Here is a 16760-nt window from a genome sequence, read left to right on the forward strand (position 1 = left end):
AGGGGGCCCCGTACCGGCCGTACGGGGCCCCCTTCTTCCTCAGCGCCGCGCGCTTCGGCCGTACGCGCTCACTTCACGTCGACGTAGTCGGCCGCCGAGGAGAGCGCCGCGCTCGTGGACGTCCCCGCGAAGGAGTAGCGGTAGGAGCCGTCCGCCGTGGCCTTGGTCGTGGTGCTGAGCCTGCCCTTGCTGTCCGTCCTGACGGTCTTGAGGGTCTTGTAGGTGCTCGTGCCCTTCTTCTTGAACTGGAGCGCGACGGGCTGTTTGGCGAAGCCCGCGTACGTGTCCGTGTCCCAGTTGGCGAGGCTCAGGGTGCCCTTGACGGTGAGCGTCCTGTTCTTCTTCACCGGCTCGGGCGTGGCATCGGCGGTGAGCTTGGTGGCGCGGCGGAACGAGGCGGTCGCGGCTTTCTGCCGCTCGACGGTGCTGATCTGCGCGTCGGTGGCCTTCGCCGGGTCGTGGCCGTTCCAGTCCACGGCGCCGAGGAAGAGCTTCCAGCTCGTGCCCGCGTCCGCGGCGGAGAGCTTCGCCGCGGGCACGGTGATCTTCGTCGAGCAGGAGAGCGACGTGGTGCTGGGCTCGTCGCAGGTGATGCCGCCGCTCCAGAACGTCCGGGCGGCGTGGTCGACATCGGTGCCCCGGTAGAGGCCGACGGCGAGGTCGATGTCCTTGCCGAAGACGTCGGCCTTCTTGCCGTGCCGGGCGGTGAAGGTGACCTTGACGGTGGTCTTGGCCGTGCCCGTGGACACGACGACGGGCTTGCCGCCGTTCACGGTCGCCTTGCCGAAGCTCAGGTCGAGTGCCGGGGGCTTGGTCGCCGCCTGGGCGGCGGGGGCCGCGAGGGCGCCGAGAGCGAGGGAGCCCGCGAGCGCGACGACAGACGCTGTGGCACGAATGCGCATGTGTTCCCCTGAGGGAGAAGGTGCCCGCGCCGCGCCGGTCCCGGCGCCCGCGTACGGGACGCGGCGCGCGGGACGCACGGGGGCGCGGGGCACATGTGAGCGAGGAGCCTCATGGCTCGTACGAGGAGACAGGCCAGGACCCGCCCCGGTTGCCCTCGTCCGGCCAGACTTTTCGCTCCCGTGCGTTCCACAGGGGCGTCACGTGGCCTTGGGGGCCTCGCCGGTGCGGTGCGCGTGCCTGCGGACCTTCAGCGCGTTGTCCCTGCGGTGGTGGGCCTCGCCGTCGGGGGCGTGTTGCACGCGGTCGTGCTCGGCGGCGAGGAGGACGTCCCACTCGCCGTCGGGGAGCCGCAGGCTCGCCAGGACCTCCTGCGGCGAGGGCAGGTGGAGGGCGAGGTGCGGGTCGCCCTCCTCGTAGGTCTCCCAGGGCGCGAGGCCCGCGTGCCCGATGACGAGGAGGGTGCCGCCGGGGGCGACGGCGGCGGCCGCGCGGCGCAGGATCGCCTCGCGCGGGAAGGAGGCGTCGGGCGAGTGCAGGAAGGACGCGGTGACGAGGTCGTAGGTGCCCTCGGGGAAGCTCGTGCCGAGGACGTGCCGCTCGAAGCGGGTGCGCGCGGCGACGCCCGCTTCGGCGGCGTGCGCGCGGGCGCGGGCGAGGGCTGTCCCGGCGATGTCGGTGCCCGTGACGGTCCAGCCCTGCCGGGCGAGCCACACGACGTCGGCGCCCTCGCCGCAGCCGAGGTCGAGCGCGCGGCCCGGCGGGAGGGCGGCGACCTCGCGGACGAGCGCCGTGTTGGGCTCGCCGCTCCAGACGCGGTCGCTCGCCGCGTACCGCTCCTCCCAGAAGGCGCTCCCGTCGCCGAAGTCCTCGCCGACCGTGTGCCGGGGGTGTCCGCTCATGCCCGTACCTGCCTCTCGCCCTGGGGATCGCTGCCAGGGTGCGGGCGGCCGGGGGCGCGCGCCAAACGCGCTTGCCGTTCCGGCAAGCGGGGCGCGCGCCCGGGGGCGTCGCCCGGCCTCAGTCGAACCAGCGGTCGCGGGCCAGTTCCGCCGTCCGCGAGTCGTCCTCCAGGAGCGCGGCGACCTCGAAGCGCCGGGGCCACTGTCCCGCGGCCCACGCGAGCCCGGCGGCGACGCCCTCCAGGGTCGCGGCGTGCACGGTGCCGTCCGGGGTGCGCCGCCAGTCGACCTCGACACCCCCGGCGGTCAGTTCCTCGTACTCGGTGTACGTGGCGGGGGTGCGCGGGCCGAGGAGCGTGCGGACGGCGGCGGGGACCTCGTGCACGGTGCCCTCGCCCTCGACGGTCTCGGGCACGGCCTCGCTGAGCCTGCTGACCTGGAGGAGTTCGGCGAGCGCGGCGGCGAGCCCCGGCCGTACGGGCAGGAGGGGGCGCTCCCCGGCGAGGGGCAGCAGGTCGGGGGCGTCGGCCACGTACGCCTCGGTGGCGTCGACGACGTACGGGGACGCGTCGGGCTCGGCGCGGACCGCGCGCAGGTCCTCGGGGAGCGTGACGTCCTCGGGGTCGAGCGTCGCGAGCGCGGAGTAGAGGCCGTGGAGCTGGGCGGCCGTGACCTCCCGCGCGGGGTCGGCGAGGCGGTCGAGGAGTTCGGCGGCGCCGCCTGGCTCGTCCAGGAGCGCGGTCGTGCTCGTACGGACCCCGAGGGCGCGCAGGACCTCGGCGTCCTCGAAGCCGCTCGCGTCGGCCTCCTCGTAGAGGCCGCGCAGGAGCGGGTCGCCGCCGGCGGCGAGGAGCCCGGCGGGGCGGCGCCCGTCGAGTACGGGGTGGCCGCGCAGCCACCAGGCGGTGTACGAGCGGACGGACTCGGTCGTGCCGTCGGGGAGCAGGACGCGCACGGGCGCGGTGAGGGCCTCGCGGTAGGGGGGCCTGGCGAGGAGGGCGAGGGCCTGGGGCCAGCGGTCGTCGGCGACGAGGTCGAGGTCGCGCACGGCGAGGAGTTCGGTCGCTACGGGCGGCACGGGCGTGTCGGGGAAGCGGTCGAGCACGTCCTCGCTCCACACGTCGACGGCGTCGAGGAGCCCCGCGTCGTCGGGCTCGGGCCAGTCGCCCTCGCGGGGTTCCAGCTCGTCGGGGTCGAGGACGGTGTCGTGGGCGCGGACGAGCGCGAAGGAGCTGAGCACGCCGCAGGCGGCGAGGGGTTTCCCGCCCCAGCGCGCGGCGAGGTCCGCGTCGACGGCCGCGAGGGCGTCCTCGCGCATGACGGAGGCGAAGTCCCCGCCGGGGAGCACGAGTTCGCAGGCGGGGGCGAGTTCGCCGTCCTCGTCGGGGAGGGCGAGCGCGCCGAGCCAGGGCTCGTCTCCCGCCTCGATGTGCGCGTCGCGGACGAGCCCGAGGACGAGGTCCGCCAGCTCGTCGGGGTCGGGCAGCCCCGCTTCCGTGTCCAGGCCGCCGTCCCAGGGCTCCTCGTCGAGCGAGGCGGCGACGGCGGCGCGGACCTGCGGGGTGGTGAGGACGGCGCGCGGGGTCGCGGGGAGCGCGCCGAGCTTTTCGAGGAGCGGGTGCGCGGCCTCGGGGTGCGCGACCTTGAGGCCGAGGCGGGCGAGTGCTTCGGCGGCGGGTCCGCCGTCGGGGAGCGGCAGGAGGATGTGCCGGGGGCCCAGCGCGGTGCGTCCCGAGGCGAGCGGCACGGGGAGCCCGGTGAGGCGGTCGGGGTCGACGCCCGCGAGGGACTCGTACAGGCGGTGCCACCAGCCGGGGGCGCGTTCGAGCCCGGCGAGGCGGTCGACGGCCTCGGTGAGCGGGACGCGCGCGATGTCGAGCGTGCGCAGCGCGGGGTGGCTCTCCAGTCCGGCGGGGAGCAGGCTCGGGAGGACCTCGGCGAGCACGTCGACGGTCTCGCGGCCGGCGCCCGCGACGACCTCGGCTTCGACGGGGCGCAGCGCCGTGCAGCTGCCCGGCTCCTCGCCCTCGTGCGGCACGGCGGGCGCGAGGAAGGCGGTGCGGGGCAGGAGCGCGAGGATCGCCGCGCGCACGGCGCCGTCGAGCGGGGCGCGCCCGAGCGGGCCCGGCACGAGGTCGAGGAGGGCGGGCGTGACGGGCTGCCAGCTCGCGAGGAGTTCCGCGTACGCCTCGGCGGCGCGCGTGACGAGGAAGTCGGTGAGTGGCCCGGGCGCGACGTGGCGGCGGCTCGTGTCGAGCGGGAGCGTCGCGATGAGCAGCGCGGGCACGCCGAGCGGTTCCTCGCTGGGCGTCGGGGCGTGCACGACGGGCACGGTGCGGGGCGCTTCGGGGGCGCCTTCGGTGTCGACGGGGACGGCCCAGGTCACGGCCCACCAGGGGCGCAGGCGTTCTTCGACGGGACGCCCGGCGAGGAGCGCGGTGTCGAGGGGGCCGCCGTGGCTCACGGTGCGCCAGCGGCGTACGACGCCGTCGTCCTCGATGACGGTGTACGGGTCCTCGGCGCGGCGGCGCAGGACGCGCGTGCCCTCGGGGGTCTCGACGACGATCTCGGCGAGGCCCGGCAGGGAGAGCAGGAGCGCGTCGTCGATGCCGGTGAGGAGGCGTTCGACGAGGTCCTCGGCGACGGCGTCGCGCAGCGGGAGGACGACGACGGTGTCGTAGCCCGCGGGCGCGGAGCCCTCGGCGGGAAAGGGGAGGCGGAGCAGCGGTACGTGGCCCTCGCGGCGCCGTACCTCCTCGTCGAGCGCGGGCACGCCGAGCGCGGCGACGGCCTCGCGGGCCTCGGTGAGCGACCAGCGGACGCCCCCGGTGCGGCCGAGCACGGCGGGCTCGTCGCTCACCGCGAGCACCGCGGCGAAGCCGACGCCGAAACGGCCGACCGTGCCCGTACCGTCCTCGCGCTTCGCGGAGGCGCGCAGGGTCGCGAGCGAGGCGACGCCGCTCGCGTCCAGGGGGGCGCCGGAGTTCGCGACGGCGAGGACCGGCGGGTTGTCGCCCTCGCGGTCGCGCAGGGCGATACGGAGCCTGCCGGGCACTCCGGCGCGGGCCGCGGCGTCGGCGGCGTTCTGCGCCAGCTCGACGACGACGCGGTCGCGGTAGCCGCCGAGGGCGAGGTCCTCCTCGGCATTGGCGTCCTCGCGCAGGCGCGCGGGGGAAGCGGACCAGGTGGCGAGGACGGCGTCGCGGAGGCGGGAGGTGCCGAAGACGTCGTCCGCGGTGGATGAGGGGCGGGGTTCTTCGGCTGCTTGGGTCACGGGCTCACTCCTTGGCGTACGTGTGCCCATGAACGTAGCGGGGAATCGGGGTGGGCCCGCCTGCGAGGGGTCGATCTGTTCGCGGGTGGGGCTTTTGTCCTCACGCTCCCCCAGCCTTCGGCCGGGGGGACCCCCAGACGGGCTGAACATTGCGTTCCAGCGGAAAGGTTCCGTTCCTGACCGGAGAGGGTCACTCCGCCAGTGGCTCTGTGACCTCGTCCAGGCGGAGAGGCGGGGCCTCCGGGGTCTTCGGCATGATCGCCGCCTCCGAGTGGCCGCCGCAGCCGTAGGAGAGGGAGACCGCGTGGCCGTCGGCGGGGCCGAACTCGTTGGCGCACAGGCCGAAGGACTGGCGGAGCGATCCCGCCAGGGGGATGAGGAAGGCGCAGGTGTGGCAGGGGGCGGGGGCCGCCTGCGCCATCTGGGTCCGTGGCCCGTACTGCTCGTCCCAGCGCTCGGCGGCCGTCTCCAGGCCGTACCGGGACAGCACGCGGGGGCGGCCGAGGCCCAGCTCGCGGCCAACCTCGGCGATCGAGCCGCGCGAGGGGGCGGTGGGCAGGTCGGCGGGGGGGCCGTCGGTGAGCCGGGCGTCCTCGGCGTCGGCGCGCTCGGCCAGCTCCGGGCTCAGGGCGGAGTCCGGGGGCGGGGTGTCGTCGTCACCGTCGTACAGGCCGGGCTCCAGGCGCGGGTCCTCGGCCTCGGTGGGCAGGAGGTCCCCCGGGCCCATGTCCCCGGGCCGCAGGCGCTCGCTCCACGGCAGCCACTCGGGCGCGAGGACCGACTCGGGGCCGGGCAGGAGCACCGTCTCATCGAGCGTGACGACCTTGGCGCGCGAGGCGCGGGCGACGGTGACGGCCCAGCGCCAGCCCCGGTAGCCGAGGTCCTCGCAGGCGAAGTAGTGGGTGACGACCCGCTCGCCCTCGGCGACGGCGCCGACGTACGCGCCGACGACACCCGGCGCGGCGGTCTCCGCCGCGGCGGCGCGCGCCAGGTCGACCGCCTCGACACACAGTCGGTCAGGGGTGCGGCTTCGCGTTGTCGCTGCGCTCACAGGTATCGCTTCTCTCCTACGCCGTCTCACGAGTGCGCCCGCTCCGGCGGGGCCCGGACACGGTCGGGGGCGCGGACGGAGCGGACCTGGGGGCCGCGTCGACGTCCGTACCCGGTCGGTTCGGGTCCCGGGCGCGCTCTCCGCCATCCATTCTGAAGGATCGCGAAAGGGCGCGCGGCCAGGAGTAACCGCCGTGGGCGCGCTGTGCACGCTACCCTCTCCGCGCCCCGGGGCCCACACGGACGTCCCCCACTCCCCCGTTCGCGCCCCCGCGCCACCCCCGGGGCCTGGCCTCCGCCGCACGGGTCACAAGGGCCTCTCCGCCCCCGCCCGTCGGTCCACTCGCCGCACAGGAGCCGCACTAGGCGGCGCACTTCGGGGCAGGATGACGACGTGACCGCTTCCACGTCATCGGGCGAGCAGCGTACGGAGCGCGGGGGTCCCCGGCTCCGGCGGACGCGTGCCGCCGGACGGGTCGCCGCTGCGCCGTTCGCGTCGACGGGCCGTCTGGTGCGGCGCGTGACGCACGCGCATGGCGCCGGTGAGTCGGGGCTCGGCAAGCTCATCGAATTGCACGGGGTCAACGGCGCGGGCGACGTGATGATCACGGTGTCGCTCGCTTCGACGGTGTTCTTCGCGGTGCCGACGGACGAGGCGCGCGGGCGCGTCGCGCTCTACCTGGCGATCACGATGGCGCCGTTCACGGTGCTCGCCCCGGTGATCGGGCCGCTCCTGGACCGGCTGCCGCACGGGCGGCGCGCGGCGATGGCGACGTCGATGCTCGCGCGCGCGGTGCTCGCGCTGGTCCTGTCGCACGCGGTGGTGGGCGGGAGCCTGGAGCTGTACCCGGCGGCGCTCGGGGTGCTGGTCGCGTCGAAGGCGTACGGGGTGGTGCGCAGCGCGGTCGTGCCGAGACTGCTCCCGCCGCGGTTCTCACTGGTCAAGGCGAATTCGCGGGTCACGCTCGGGGGCCTCCTGGCGACGGGAGCGGCGGCCCCGGTGGGCGCGGGGCTGCAACTGCTCGGGCCGCGGTGGCCGCTGTACGGGGCGTGCGCGCTGTTCGTGCTGGGCGCCTTCCTGTCGTTCCGGCTGCCGCCGAAGGTGGACTCGGCGAAGGGGGAGCGGCGGGCCCGGCTGGTCCCCGAGGAGCCGGTGCGGCACGGCGAGGGGGAGCCCGTACGGCTGGAGAAGGGTGCCCGGGGGGACGTGCGGTACGAGGCGGCGGCGGGCGCGCGGGGGAGCGGGTCCGAGCGGGTGAAGGGGCTGCGTGCGGTCGGTGCCACGGTGCTCTTCGCGCTCGGCGCGAACGCGGCGCTGCGCGGCCTCTCGGGCTTCCTGATCTTCTTCCTCGCCTTCCTCCTGCGCGACCAGCCGCTCGGCGGGCGGAGCGCGGCGGTCTCGCTCGGGATGGTCGGGGTCGCGGCGGGCGCGGGGAACGCGCTGGGCACGGCGGTGGGGGCGTGGCTGCGCACCCGTACGCCCGAGCTGATCATCGTGACGGTCGTGGGCGGCGTTCTCGGGGTCGCGATCACGGCGGCGTGCCTGTTCGGCCAGTTCTCGGTGGCGCTGCTCGCGGCGTGCGCGGGGTGCGCGCAGGCGCTCGCGAAGCTCTCGCTGGACGCGCTCATCCAGCGCGAGGTGCCCGAGCAGGTCCGTACGTCCGCGTTCGCGCGCTCGGAGACGATGCTGCAAATGGCATGGGTGCTCGGCGGCGCGATCGGCATCGCGCTGCCGCTGAACGGCGTGCTGGGCCTCTCGGTCGCCGCGGCGATCGTCGCGACGGGCTGGCTCGGCACGCTGCGCGGCCTGCTGCGCTCGGGCAGGCGCAGGCACGGGGGCGCGCGGGTGGTGTGAGCGGGGCCGGTGGCGTGAGCGGGGCCGGTGGCGGTTGTGGGCCGGTCGCGCGGGCAGGGCCGGTGGCGGTTGTGGGCCGGTCGCGCGGGCAGGGCCGGTGGCGGTTGTGGGCCGGTGGCGGTTGTGGGCCGGTGGCGGTTGTGGGCTGGTCGCGCGGGCGGGTGAGGCGTGGGACGGGTGAGGTCGCGCGGCGGGTGGGGCGTGGGACGGGTGAACGGCAGGCGGGTGATCTGTACGGGTTCGGTACGTGTGCGGAACGGGGCGCACGGCGGTTGCGGGCGCGAGGGGCCCGTGCCCCCCGTACCGCCAGGGCTCGCGCGGCCCCCTGACGGCGCGTCGGCGCGTACGGCACGCCGTACCCCCGCGCAGGTGCGCACGGCGGGAGCCATATAGCCTGCCCCCCATGACCTCCCCGCGTTTCCCGGCCAACCGCCGCCGCGCCGTGGCCGCCATCGGCGCCGTGTCCGCCGGTCTCCTCGCCCTGTCGGCCTGCGACAAGCCGACCCCGCTGGCCACCGTGACGATCGGTACGACCTCGGTGAACTCGGAGGCCACCTGCTACGACGACGGGCACGCCCTCGACACGGCGGCGCTCCAGAAGTGCCTCAAGGAGACGAGCGACGCCAAGACGGTGAAGGTGGACCCTGACGCGACGGTCCGCTTCGGCGTCGACCCGGCCATCGCCGACAAGGGCTGGACGTTCCTGCTGAACGGTCAGCAGATCACCGGGACCAGCAAGAAGACCTACACGACCATCCCGGGCAACGTCTTCTTCAACGAGCAGTACGGCGGCCAGTCGTCCACCGGCACCGTCACGATCGTCGAGGGCGACGGCAAGAAGGCGTACGGCCTGTGGACGTTCAAGGTGAAGAAGAAGGACGACTGAGCCACCCCATGCGCGTTCTGATCGCCACCGCAGTCCCCGCCGAACGGGACGCGGTGGCACGCGCGTTCCCCGGCCGTCCCGTGCCGCGCGTGCTGCCGGGCGGCCTCGAACTGCTCGCCGTACCCGATCCGCTGCCGAGCGATCACCTCTTCGTCGACCCGCTGCTCGCGGGCCCGCTGCCCGTCGCGCCGCCGCTTCCCGAGCGCGGCGCGGAGGCGCCGGGGGCGGCGCAGGCCGTGCATCTCCTCGCGACGGGCGCGGGCCCGGCAGCGGCGGCGGCGGGCACGGCCGCGGCGCTCGCGGTCGCCGCGCTCGACGAGCACCCGTACGACCTCGTGCTGTCGGCGGGGATCGGCGGCGGCTTCGCGCCGCAGGCGCCGCTCGGGACGCTCGTGGTGGCCGAGGCGATGGTCGCGGCGGACCTCGGGGCGCAGACGGCTGAGGGCTTCGTCCCTGTCACGGACCTCGGCTTCGGGCGCGCCGTGCACGTACCGCCGACGGCGCTGCTGCGCGAGGTGACGCGCGCGCTGAGCCCGGACGAGGCGGCGGACGCCGGGGACGCCGAGGGCGCGCCCGAGCTGCCGCCCGTCGTGGTGGGCGAGGCGCTGACCGTCTCGACGGTGACCGGGACCGCGGAGCGGGCCGCCGAACTGCGGGCGCTGCGGCCGCGCGCGGCGAGCGAGGGCATGGAGGGCTTCGCCGTCGCCGAGGCGGCGTACGGGTACGGCATCCCCGCGCTCGAACTGCGCGCGGTATCGAACCCGGTCGGCCCCCGCGACCGCGAGGCATGGCGCGTCCCGGAGGCGCTCGCGGTCCTGACCTCGGCTTTCGTGGCGCTGGCCCCGGTGCTCCAGGAGGCACGGCGGTACGTGTGAGAGACCGCGGGCGCGGGACGCGGGGTGGCCCGGCGCCCTGGGCGCGGCCCGGTGGGTGCACCATGAAGGGGTACGCGACGGGGGCGGATGATCAGGAGGCCGCGGGATGACGGTGACGGAGACGGGCACGGGCGCGGACGGGACGGCGCCCGGGGGCGGATCGCCGGAGACACTGCGTATCGCGTTCTCACCGTGCCCCAACGACACCTTCGTCTTCGACGCGTGGGCGCACGGCCGGGTCCCGGGCGCCGCCGCGCCCGAGGTGACGTTCGCGGACATCGACATCACGAACGGGATCGCCGAGCGCGGCGGGGACGCCTCGCCGGAGGTCCTGAAGGTCTCGTACGCGGTGCTGCCGTGGATTCTCGACGAGTACACGCTGCTGCCGTGCGGCGGCGCCCTGGGACGCGGCTGCGGGCCGCTCGTGCTGACGCGCGCGGCGGGGCAGGACCTGAGCGGCGCGAAGGTCGCCGTGCCGAGCGAGCGCTCGACGGCGTACCTGCTGTTCCGGCTGTGGGCGGCGGACACGGTGCCCGGCGGGGTCGGCGAGATCGTCGTCATGCCCTTCGACCAGATCATGCCCGCGGTGCGGGACGGCCGCGTGGACGCCGGGCTCGTGATCCACGAGGCGCGCTTCACGTACCAGAACTACGGGCTGCACAAGGCCGCCGACATGGGCGAGCACTGGGAGTCCACGACGGGCCTGCCGATCCCGCTCGGCGCGATCGTCGCGAAGCGCTCCCTGGGCGAGGAGCGGCTGCGCGCCCTGGCCGACACGATCCGTACGTCGGTGCGCATGGCGTGGGCGGACCCGGAGGCGTCCCGCCCGTACGTGGCCGCGCACGCGCAGGAGATGGACCCGGCGGTGGCGGAGCAGCACATCGGTCTCTACGTCAACGAGTTCACCGCCGACCTGGGCGAGGACGGCTACGGGGCGGTGCGGGGGCTGCTCGGACGCGCGGCGGAGCAGGGGCTGGTGCCGGAGGTGGCGGCGGAGGCGCTGGACTTCGGCTGAGGCGGTACGTGTGCGGGAGCCCGTGTGCGGGGGCCCGTGTGCGGGAGCCCGTGTGCAAGGCGGTACGTGTACGGGGCGGTACGTGCGGGGGCGGGGCGGCCCGTGCGGGGGCGGTACGTGTGCGGGGCGCGGGCCCCGGTTCCGTACCGCCCCGGCGTGGGTCCGCTCAGACGTCGAGCTGGTCGGCGACCGCGCGGAGGAGGTTGGCGGTCTTGGCGCCGCTCGCGCGATCGGGGTAGCGGCCGCGTTCGAGCTGCTGGGCGACGCCTTCCAGGAGGGTCGTCAGGTCCTGGACGATCGAGGCCAGCTCGTCGGGTTTGCGGCGCTGCGCTGCGGCGACCGACGGGGTCGGGTCGAGGACCGTCACCGTGAGCGCCTGATCACCGCGCTGGCCTGCCACGACCCCGAACTCGACGCGCTGGCCCGGCTTGAGCGTCTCCACGTCCTGTGGCAACGCCGAGGAATGCACGAAGACGTCACCGCCGTCGTCGCGGGAGAGGAAGCCGAAGCCCTTCTCGCTGTTGAACCACTTGACCTTGCCGGTAGGCACCTGCTCGTCCTCGTCCTCGCTTGTCCACGGCGGCTGCCCACAGCGGGAGCCGCCCCTGTCTCCGCCTTCGCCCGCCGCCGGTGAGCCCGCGCGCCCCGGACCGGGACCGGCGGGAGCCGCACGTGGTCCGCGGGGCGGGCCCCCGGCACCGCGAACGGACCGCCGGGCAGCGGCCCGAGGGCCCGTCCGAGGCCCCGTCAGCGGCCTTGCGGGCCCCTGGAGAGCACAGCAGCGGGCCATCGGGACCCGCCGCCGTCCAGGCTAGGCGGTGTCCGGCGATTCCGCGTGGTCCGCTGAGTACTGCACGGGACAGGGCCCCCGCCCGCACGGAATCGCCGGACACCCCCTCAGGGCGCGGGCGCCCGGCACGACGTCCCGGGTTCTTCCCCCGGGCCTTGGAACTACCCTGGTGCGGTGCCTGACAAAACCCCCGCCCAGGAGCCCGGCCCCGGCGACCGTCTGGTCGTCGCCGGCGGCATCGTCTTCACCATCGGCGCCGTCGCGACCCTCGTCACCCTCGCGCCCCTCTTCCTGCACACCGACCCGTTCCCGACGGTCGCCTACGCGGTGTGCATGTTGATGGGGGTGGGGCTGCTGCTCGCGGGGGCGGGAGTGGTGCGGGGGATTGTGGCGGGGCGGGGGGAGGCGGCGCGTGCCGCGGCGCGTGCGGGGGCGCGTGCGGGGGCTCGCGGGGAGGCGGGGGGGTAGGGCGGGGGGTGTAGGGGGGGGCAGGGGGCGGGGGATGTAGGGGGCGGGGTGTAGGGAGGCGGGTGCGGGCGGCCTTCCCGTGGGGTGTCTTCCGGCTTCAGGGCAGCTGGCGCCTGCTGTCCTCCGGGGCGGGGGGCCTTCGGCTTGGGGGGGCGGGGCGGCTTCCGACCTCCGCGGGACAGCCTCCGCCCTTCGCAGGACAGCCCCCGCCCTCCCAGGGGGCGGCCCCAATACCATCCTTCCAAAACCGCCCCCGCCCCCCGCCCCCTCTCGCCACATCTGTGGACAACTCAGGGAAAGCCGCACAACGTCTCACTCCCCCGAGTGAGAACCGTCCCCGCGAAACCCGAGTTATCCACACCCCCCGACCCGACAATCACCCCGCAACGCCGCCCGAGCCCGCCGACCCGGCCGCCGCCGCACCACCCGCATCCCCGCCTGGCCGACCTCCGCACCACCCGCATCCGCCTGGCCGACCTCCGCACCCCCCACACCGGCCTAGCCGGCCGCCGCACCACCACCCACGCCCCCCGCACGGCCCGCCGCCCCCGCCACGTACTCCCCCAGCCACCCCGGAAACTCACCGAGCGTCCCGAGCACCGCGTCCGCCCCCGCCCCCCGCAGCTCCTCCGCGTCGCACGGCCCCGTCGCCACCGCGACCGCCACCGCGTCCGCCGTACGGGCGCCCCGCACGTCACCGATGTGGTCCCCCACGTACACCGAAGCGCCCTGCGCCCGCAGCGCCGTCCCCTTCGCCTCCGCCCACAGCCCGCCGATCAGCAGGTCGGGCTCCAGGCCGAGGTGATTGAGGTGCAGCGCGGCGTGCGCGCGGTTCTTCGCCGTGACGACCAGCACGCGCCCGCCCGCGGCCCGTACCGCCGCGAGCGCCTCCCGCGCGCCCGGCATCGCTGTCGTGTCGGCGATCGCGTGCTCGGGGTAGAGCACGCGGTATCGGTCGCTCATGGCGATGACCTGCTCCGGCGGGAACCAGTTCGCCATCTCGTGCTCCAGCGGCGGCCCGAGCCGGCTCGTCACGAGGTCCACGTCGATGTCCGCGCCCGTCTCCGCCGCGAGCGCCCGGTAGACCGCGCCGATCCCGCGCCGCGAGTCCACGAGCGTCATGTCGAGGTCGAACCCGACGACCGGACCACCATCGGTCGTCTCCGAGAGCGGTACGGCGGAGGCGTCGACGACTGCGGCACAGGCATCGGCAGAGGCATCGATGGCGGCATCGGCGGCGGCATCGGCCGCGCGGTTTCGGCTGGTCACGGGGTCACTGGGGGTTATGTCGTGGGGCATGGTCCCAGTCTCTCAGGAGGTACGGGGACGCCGCCCGCCCAGCGCCCCCGGAGGATCCCGCGCCGCACCGGAAGGGACCGTTGTCAGTGGCAGGTGCCATGATCGGCGGCAATCCACGGCCCAGGGGGCCACGACGGGAGAGGTGCGGGGGCATGAGGGATCGGAAGGCGTCGCCCGACGCTTGGGGGAGCTACCAGGCGCGCGGCCGGCGCGGCGGCCAGGGCTGGTGGTACGCGCTGGGGCTGCTCGCCCTCGCGGCCGTGCTCGTGGTCGCGGTGGGCCCGGGCAGGGTCTCGGCGTGGTTCGGCGCCGAGGACACCTCCGCGCTCCCCGCCGAGACGAGCCGTCCCGAGAACGCCCCGGCGACGCCACCCGCTATGAAGCCCACCGGAGCGCACCCCTTCCGCGGTTCCCCGGCGGCGCGCTGGGCGGACGGCCGCGCGGGCATCACCGTGCCCGCCGCGCGCGCCACGGGCTGGATGAGCAGGAAGCAGGTCGCCGACGCCCTCGCCGACACCGTGGACTTCCTCGCCGCGTCGAACCTGGACCCCGCCGTACTGCGCGGCGAACGCCCACGCGAGGCGATCGACCTGATCAACCCGCGCCAGAAGGACATACAGGAGTTCCTGAAGACCGCGTTCGGCAGGACACCGACCCGTGAGCACAACCCGCTCCGCCTCTTCAGCCGCTTCGACACGAGCCTCGTCCAGCCCGCGACGAAGGTCGTCAAGACGCGCGGCCGCCTCGACTTCCGCGAGGGGACGAACGGCGCACTCCGGGTGACGAGCGACGTGACGTTCGTCTACGCGCTGGAGCGGGCCGGCGGCGGCGAGGTGACCCGTACGATCGTGCGCCGCGAACTCGTCGTGAACTGGGACGATCCGAGCAAAGTCATCACCGAACCAGGCACGTTCTCACTCGTTTCGTTCAAGTCCACGTCGACGAACGGTGGTTGCGACCAGAAGAACCCTGTCTTCGCGCCCACCTTCGACTCCGACCGGGCCGCCGGGAGCGTCGAGGGAAGCGGTCCCGAGAAGGACCCGTACGACCGCAGCGAGAGCCTGGACACCATGAAGGACTCCGACGAGTGCGGTGCGGCGAGCAGGATTTGAGCCCGGAGCGCGGACGGCGCGGACGGCGCGGACGGCGGCAGGACGAGCGGGGGGCGTACGCATGAAGGCGCGTGACGGCGGCATGTGGTGGGCTACGGCGGTGGAGGCGCCCGATCCCGGGGCGCTCGGGCGGTTCTACGCCGGGCTGCTCGACTGGCACGTCGGCCATGAGGAACCGGGCACGACGATCGTGGCCGCGAGCCCCTCCGGGCCGTTCCTCGTCTTCCAGTACGCCGAGGACCACGTACGCCCCGTGTGGCCACCCGTGCCCGGCGGGCAACGGCCCATGATGCACTTCGACTTCCAGGTCGGCGACCTCGAAGCGGCGGTCGCCGAGGCCGTCGAACGGGGCGCCGTGCCCGTACCTGACCCGCTCCACCCGCACGTCCGCACCCTGCTCGACCCGGCGGGCTATCCCTTCTGTCTCTGCTACGACGGTGAATGAGTGGCCGTCACATGATCTGATGGCCCGATGAGCAGCCCTCATGGCCTTCGTATCGCGCAGCCACGCGGTGACGACGCCCTCGGTGACTGGCGGTACGTCCACAACGCGGTCATCCCCGTGCAGCCCCTGAGCCTCGCGGAGGTACGGGAGCGGGCGGGGCGCAACCACCTGGACCTCGCCGTCGCGGACGGCGTCCTCGTCGGCTCCACGACCGTGCGGCCGCCGCGCGACGGCGTCGCCACGGTCATCGCACGTGTCCTGCCGGCCCACCGTCGGCGCGGCTACGGCGAGGAGTTGTACGCGAGCGCGCTGCGCCGGGCGCACGCGCTCGGCGCGACCGCGATCGAGACGTGCGTCCTCGCGTCGAACGAGGCGGGACTGCGGTTCGCGCGGGCCCACGGCTTCACGGAGATCGAGCGGTACGTGCTGCCGGGGAGCACGATCCCGTGGGTGGACCTGCGGCGGGAGTGACGGCGACGGCCCCGGGCCTCGGCACCGGCCTCCTTCCCGCCCGCCCCCTCAGCCCTTCGCCCCCTCAGCCCTTCGCCTTCGCCACGCGCTGCGCGCGCCAGACGAGGAAGAGCGCCGAGGCGATCGCGGCGATACGGACCACCCACGGCCACGTGTCGGCGATCGCCGCGCTCATCTCGCCCCGCGCGAGCGGCGCGCCCCAGCGGCCCTCGCTCCGTCCCCACAGCCAGACGGCCCCGGCGGCCAGCGAGAGTGCCGGGATGCCGATGACCGCGACCTTCGACTCGTTCGTACTGAGCCTGCGCGAGGCCCAGGCCAGGAGCCAGCCGGCCGCGAGCGGCAGCCAGGAGCCGAGCACCGCGCCGACGACGAGCGCGGCGGCCGCGAGGAGCAGCAGCGGATTGCCCAACGTCCCGGGCCTGGGCACCCGCAGGCGCCGCCGGGGCTTCCCCGCCGGTTCCTCCACGACCACCGTCTCGGGCGGCGCCTTCTCCTCCGCGTCCCCCGGGCGCTGCGCGGGGACCCGCGGCCGCAGCCCGAGCATTTCCGGCGCCTCGATCCCGCCGACGAAGCCGGCGACCTGGTCACCGCCCCCGAAGAAGCCGTGCGGCTCCGGACCACCCGCCTCGGTGCGCCACCACTCGGCGCTGCTCCCCGCGCGGGCCCCCGCCGACCCACCGTCGTCGTAGTCCTCCAGGCCGCCGGTCCCCGCCGCACGGGGCCGGGGCACACCCGGCGCGGCCCCATCGGAACCCGCGTCCGCAGGGGCGCCGGTGTCCTTCACGAAGGAGGTGTCCTTCGAGAAGCCCCGGAAACGCGAGGGACGGGCCACCCGGTCCGGGCCGTACGAGGTCTCGTCAGGTCCCGGCGCGATTCCGGCACCCGCCCCGCCCGCGCCCGCCACGACGTCCTCCGGGCTGCCGAGCCGCGAGAGGATACGGCGCACGGCCGCAGGCGAATCCGGAGTCGTGGGCCTGGCTCTGCTGCGGTCGATCTCCCCGCGCAGCCCCGCCACGAGCCGCATCCGCTCCCCGGCCGACAGCTGTTGCTGCTGCGCCAGGTCCCCGACCCGGCTCAGGTAATCGAAGACGAGCTGATCAGTCTCGATCCCCACCGCTGCCCCTCCACCACGTCCGACAGCCCGCACACCTGCTGCGAAGACGGTACCGAACTCGGCCCCAGCGGAGGGGGAATCGGCTCCCGGCCGTCGCCTCGCACGGGGATACGGGGGCTCCCCTCGCAGGTGACGCGCGCGACCGGGCGGGCGGGGACACGGCCCGTACGGGCCGGGGGCGCGCGGGCAGTCCGGGCCCGTACAGGCGGCGCGCCCCCTCCGGCCGTGCCGGGAAACACCCCGTACCGGAGCCGTCCCTGAGCCCGGCAGGGGGCGGGTCCGCGACACCCAAGCCGTCTCGCAC

General features: G+C 75.3%; 15 protein-coding genes. 8 read left to right on the plus strand and 7 right to left on the minus strand.

Translation table 11 applies throughout. The features are described 5' to 3' along the window. Positions 1-68: 68 nt before the first annotated feature. From ACQYWQ_RS12865 to ACQYWQ_RS12880, 4 genes are all read right to left on the minus strand, one after another. Positions 69-902, minus strand: coding sequence for a hypothetical protein (locus ACQYWQ_RS12865; protein ID WP_431034604.1), 834 nt, complete (start codon positions 900-902; stop codon positions 69-71). 198 nt (positions 903-1100) lie between these two features. After that, positions 1101-1802: a class I SAM-dependent methyltransferase gene (locus tag ACQYWQ_RS12870; protein WP_431034606.1), complete on the minus strand. Its 702-nt coding sequence runs from the start codon at positions 1800-1802 to the stop codon at positions 1101-1103. Between the two features lie 118 nt (positions 1803-1920). Continuing rightward, positions 1921-5076, minus strand: coding sequence for a sacsin N-terminal ATP-binding-like domain-containing protein (locus tag ACQYWQ_RS12875; RefSeq protein WP_431034607.1), 3156 nt, complete (start codon positions 5074-5076; stop codon positions 1921-1923). Positions 5077-5266: 190 nt separating this feature from the next. After that, complete coding sequence (locus ACQYWQ_RS12880; RefSeq protein ID WP_431034609.1) at positions 5267-6127, minus strand: DUF3027 domain-containing protein; 861 nt, start codon at positions 6125-6127, stop codon at positions 5267-5269. 393 nt (positions 6128-6520) lie between these two features. Between ACQYWQ_RS12880 and ACQYWQ_RS12885 the strand changes: the two genes are divergently transcribed. From ACQYWQ_RS12885 to ACQYWQ_RS12900, 4 genes are all read left to right on the plus strand, one after another. Beyond that, a complete protein-coding gene (locus ACQYWQ_RS12885) occupies positions 6521-7981 on the plus strand; it encodes an MFS transporter (RefSeq protein WP_431034611.1) in 1461 nt (486 codons plus the stop codon). A gap of 403 nt (positions 7982-8384) precedes the next feature. After that, the gene (locus ACQYWQ_RS12890) at positions 8385-8867 is read left to right on the plus strand and encodes a DUF2771 domain-containing protein (protein ID WP_431034613.1); all 483 of its coding nucleotides are present in this window, start codon (positions 8385-8387) and stop codon (positions 8865-8867) included. 8 nt (positions 8868-8875) lie between these two features. After that, positions 8876-9742 carry a futalosine hydrolase gene (locus ACQYWQ_RS12895; RefSeq protein WP_431034614.1) on the plus strand — a complete coding sequence of 289 codons (867 nt, stop codon included), beginning with the start codon at positions 8876-8878 and terminating at the stop codon, positions 9740-9742. A 106-nt stretch (positions 9743-9848) separates the two neighbouring features. Then, positions 9849-10757, plus strand: coding sequence for a 1,4-dihydroxy-6-naphthoate synthase (locus ACQYWQ_RS12900; RefSeq protein ID WP_431034616.1), 909 nt, complete (start codon positions 9849-9851; stop codon positions 10755-10757). Between the two features lie 166 nt (positions 10758-10923). Here the strand turns inward: ACQYWQ_RS12900 and ACQYWQ_RS12905 are convergent, their stop codons facing one another. Beyond that, on the minus strand, positions 10924-11307 hold the full coding sequence (locus ACQYWQ_RS12905; RefSeq protein ID WP_009066836.1) for a cold-shock protein: 384 nt from the start codon (positions 11305-11307) through the stop codon (positions 10924-10926). Between the two features lie 414 nt (positions 11308-11721). Here ACQYWQ_RS12905 and ACQYWQ_RS12910 point away from each other — a divergent pair, with 414 nt between their 5' ends. Continuing rightward, positions 11722-12015 (plus strand): hypothetical protein, encoded by a 294-nt coding sequence (locus ACQYWQ_RS12910; RefSeq protein WP_431034618.1) that lies wholly within the window; start codon positions 11722-11724, stop codon positions 12013-12015. A 498-nt stretch (positions 12016-12513) separates the two neighbouring features. Here the strand turns inward: ACQYWQ_RS12910 and ACQYWQ_RS12915 are convergent, their stop codons facing one another. Continuing rightward, entirely contained in the window at positions 12514-13314 is an 801-nt protein-coding gene (locus ACQYWQ_RS12915) for an HAD family hydrolase (RefSeq protein WP_431034619.1), read from the minus strand. 152 nt (positions 13315-13466) lie between these two features. On the opposite strand from ACQYWQ_RS12915, the gene ACQYWQ_RS12920 reads away from it, so the two are divergent. The 3 genes from ACQYWQ_RS12920 to ACQYWQ_RS12930 all read left to right on the plus strand — a co-directional run bounded on the left by ACQYWQ_RS12920 (position 13467) and on the right by ACQYWQ_RS12930 (position 15342). Then, entirely contained in the window at positions 13467-14426 is a 960-nt protein-coding gene (locus tag ACQYWQ_RS12920; RefSeq protein WP_431034620.1) for a hypothetical protein, read from the plus strand. A 61-nt stretch (positions 14427-14487) separates the two neighbouring features. Next, positions 14488-14871, plus strand: a complete 384-nt coding sequence (locus ACQYWQ_RS12925; RefSeq protein WP_431034621.1) for a VOC family protein — start codon at positions 14488-14490, stop codon at positions 14869-14871. Positions 14872-14898: 27 nt separating this feature from the next. Beyond that, positions 14899-15342 carry a GNAT family N-acetyltransferase gene (locus tag ACQYWQ_RS12930; RefSeq protein WP_431034623.1) on the plus strand — a complete coding sequence of 148 codons (444 nt, stop codon included), beginning with the start codon at positions 14899-14901 and terminating at the stop codon, positions 15340-15342. Positions 15343-15406: 64 nt separating this feature from the next. Here the strand turns inward: ACQYWQ_RS12930 and ACQYWQ_RS12935 are convergent, their stop codons facing one another. Further along, on the minus strand, positions 15407-16456 hold the full coding sequence (locus ACQYWQ_RS12935; RefSeq protein ID WP_431034625.1) for an HAAS signaling domain-containing protein: 1050 nt from the start codon (positions 16454-16456) through the stop codon (positions 15407-15409). Between the last annotated feature and the right edge of the window lie 304 nt (positions 16457-16760).

This window comes from Streptomyces sp. P6-2-1, from assembly GCF_050613165.1.
In the GTDB taxonomy this organism is placed as follows: Bacteria; Actinomycetota; Actinomycetes; order Streptomycetales; family Streptomycetaceae; genus Streptomyces.

Coding starts and splice junctions, on each gene's coding strand:
- ACQYWQ_RS12920 (WP_431034620.1), top strand. CDS start 13,467: ATGAGGGATCGGAAGGCGTCGCCCGACGCTTGGGGGAGCTACCAGGCG.
- ACQYWQ_RS12895 (WP_431034614.1), top strand. CDS start 8,876: ATGCGCGTTCTGATCGCCACCGCAGTCCCCGCCGAACGGGACGCGGTG.
- ACQYWQ_RS12890 (WP_431034613.1), top strand. CDS start 8,385: ATGACCTCCCCGCGTTTCCCGGCCAACCGCCGCCGCGCCGTGGCCGCC.
- ACQYWQ_RS12870 (WP_431034606.1), bottom strand. CDS start 1,802: ATGAGCGGACACCCCCGGCACACGGTCGGCGAGGACTTCGGCGACGGG.
- ACQYWQ_RS12925 (WP_431034621.1), top strand. CDS start 14,488: ATGAAGGCGCGTGACGGCGGCATGTGGTGGGCTACGGCGGTGGAGGCG.
- ACQYWQ_RS12900 (WP_431034616.1), top strand. CDS start 9,849: ATGACGGTGACGGAGACGGGCACGGGCGCGGACGGGACGGCGCCCGGG.
- ACQYWQ_RS12915 (WP_431034619.1), bottom strand. CDS start 13,314: ATGCCCCACGACATAACCCCCAGTGACCCCGTGACCAGCCGAAACCGC.
- ACQYWQ_RS12865 (WP_431034604.1), bottom strand. CDS start 902: ATGCGCATTCGTGCCACAGCGTCTGTCGTCGCGCTCGCGGGCTCCCTC.
- ACQYWQ_RS12930 (WP_431034623.1), top strand. CDS start 14,899: ATGAGCAGCCCTCATGGCCTTCGTATCGCGCAGCCACGCGGTGACGAC.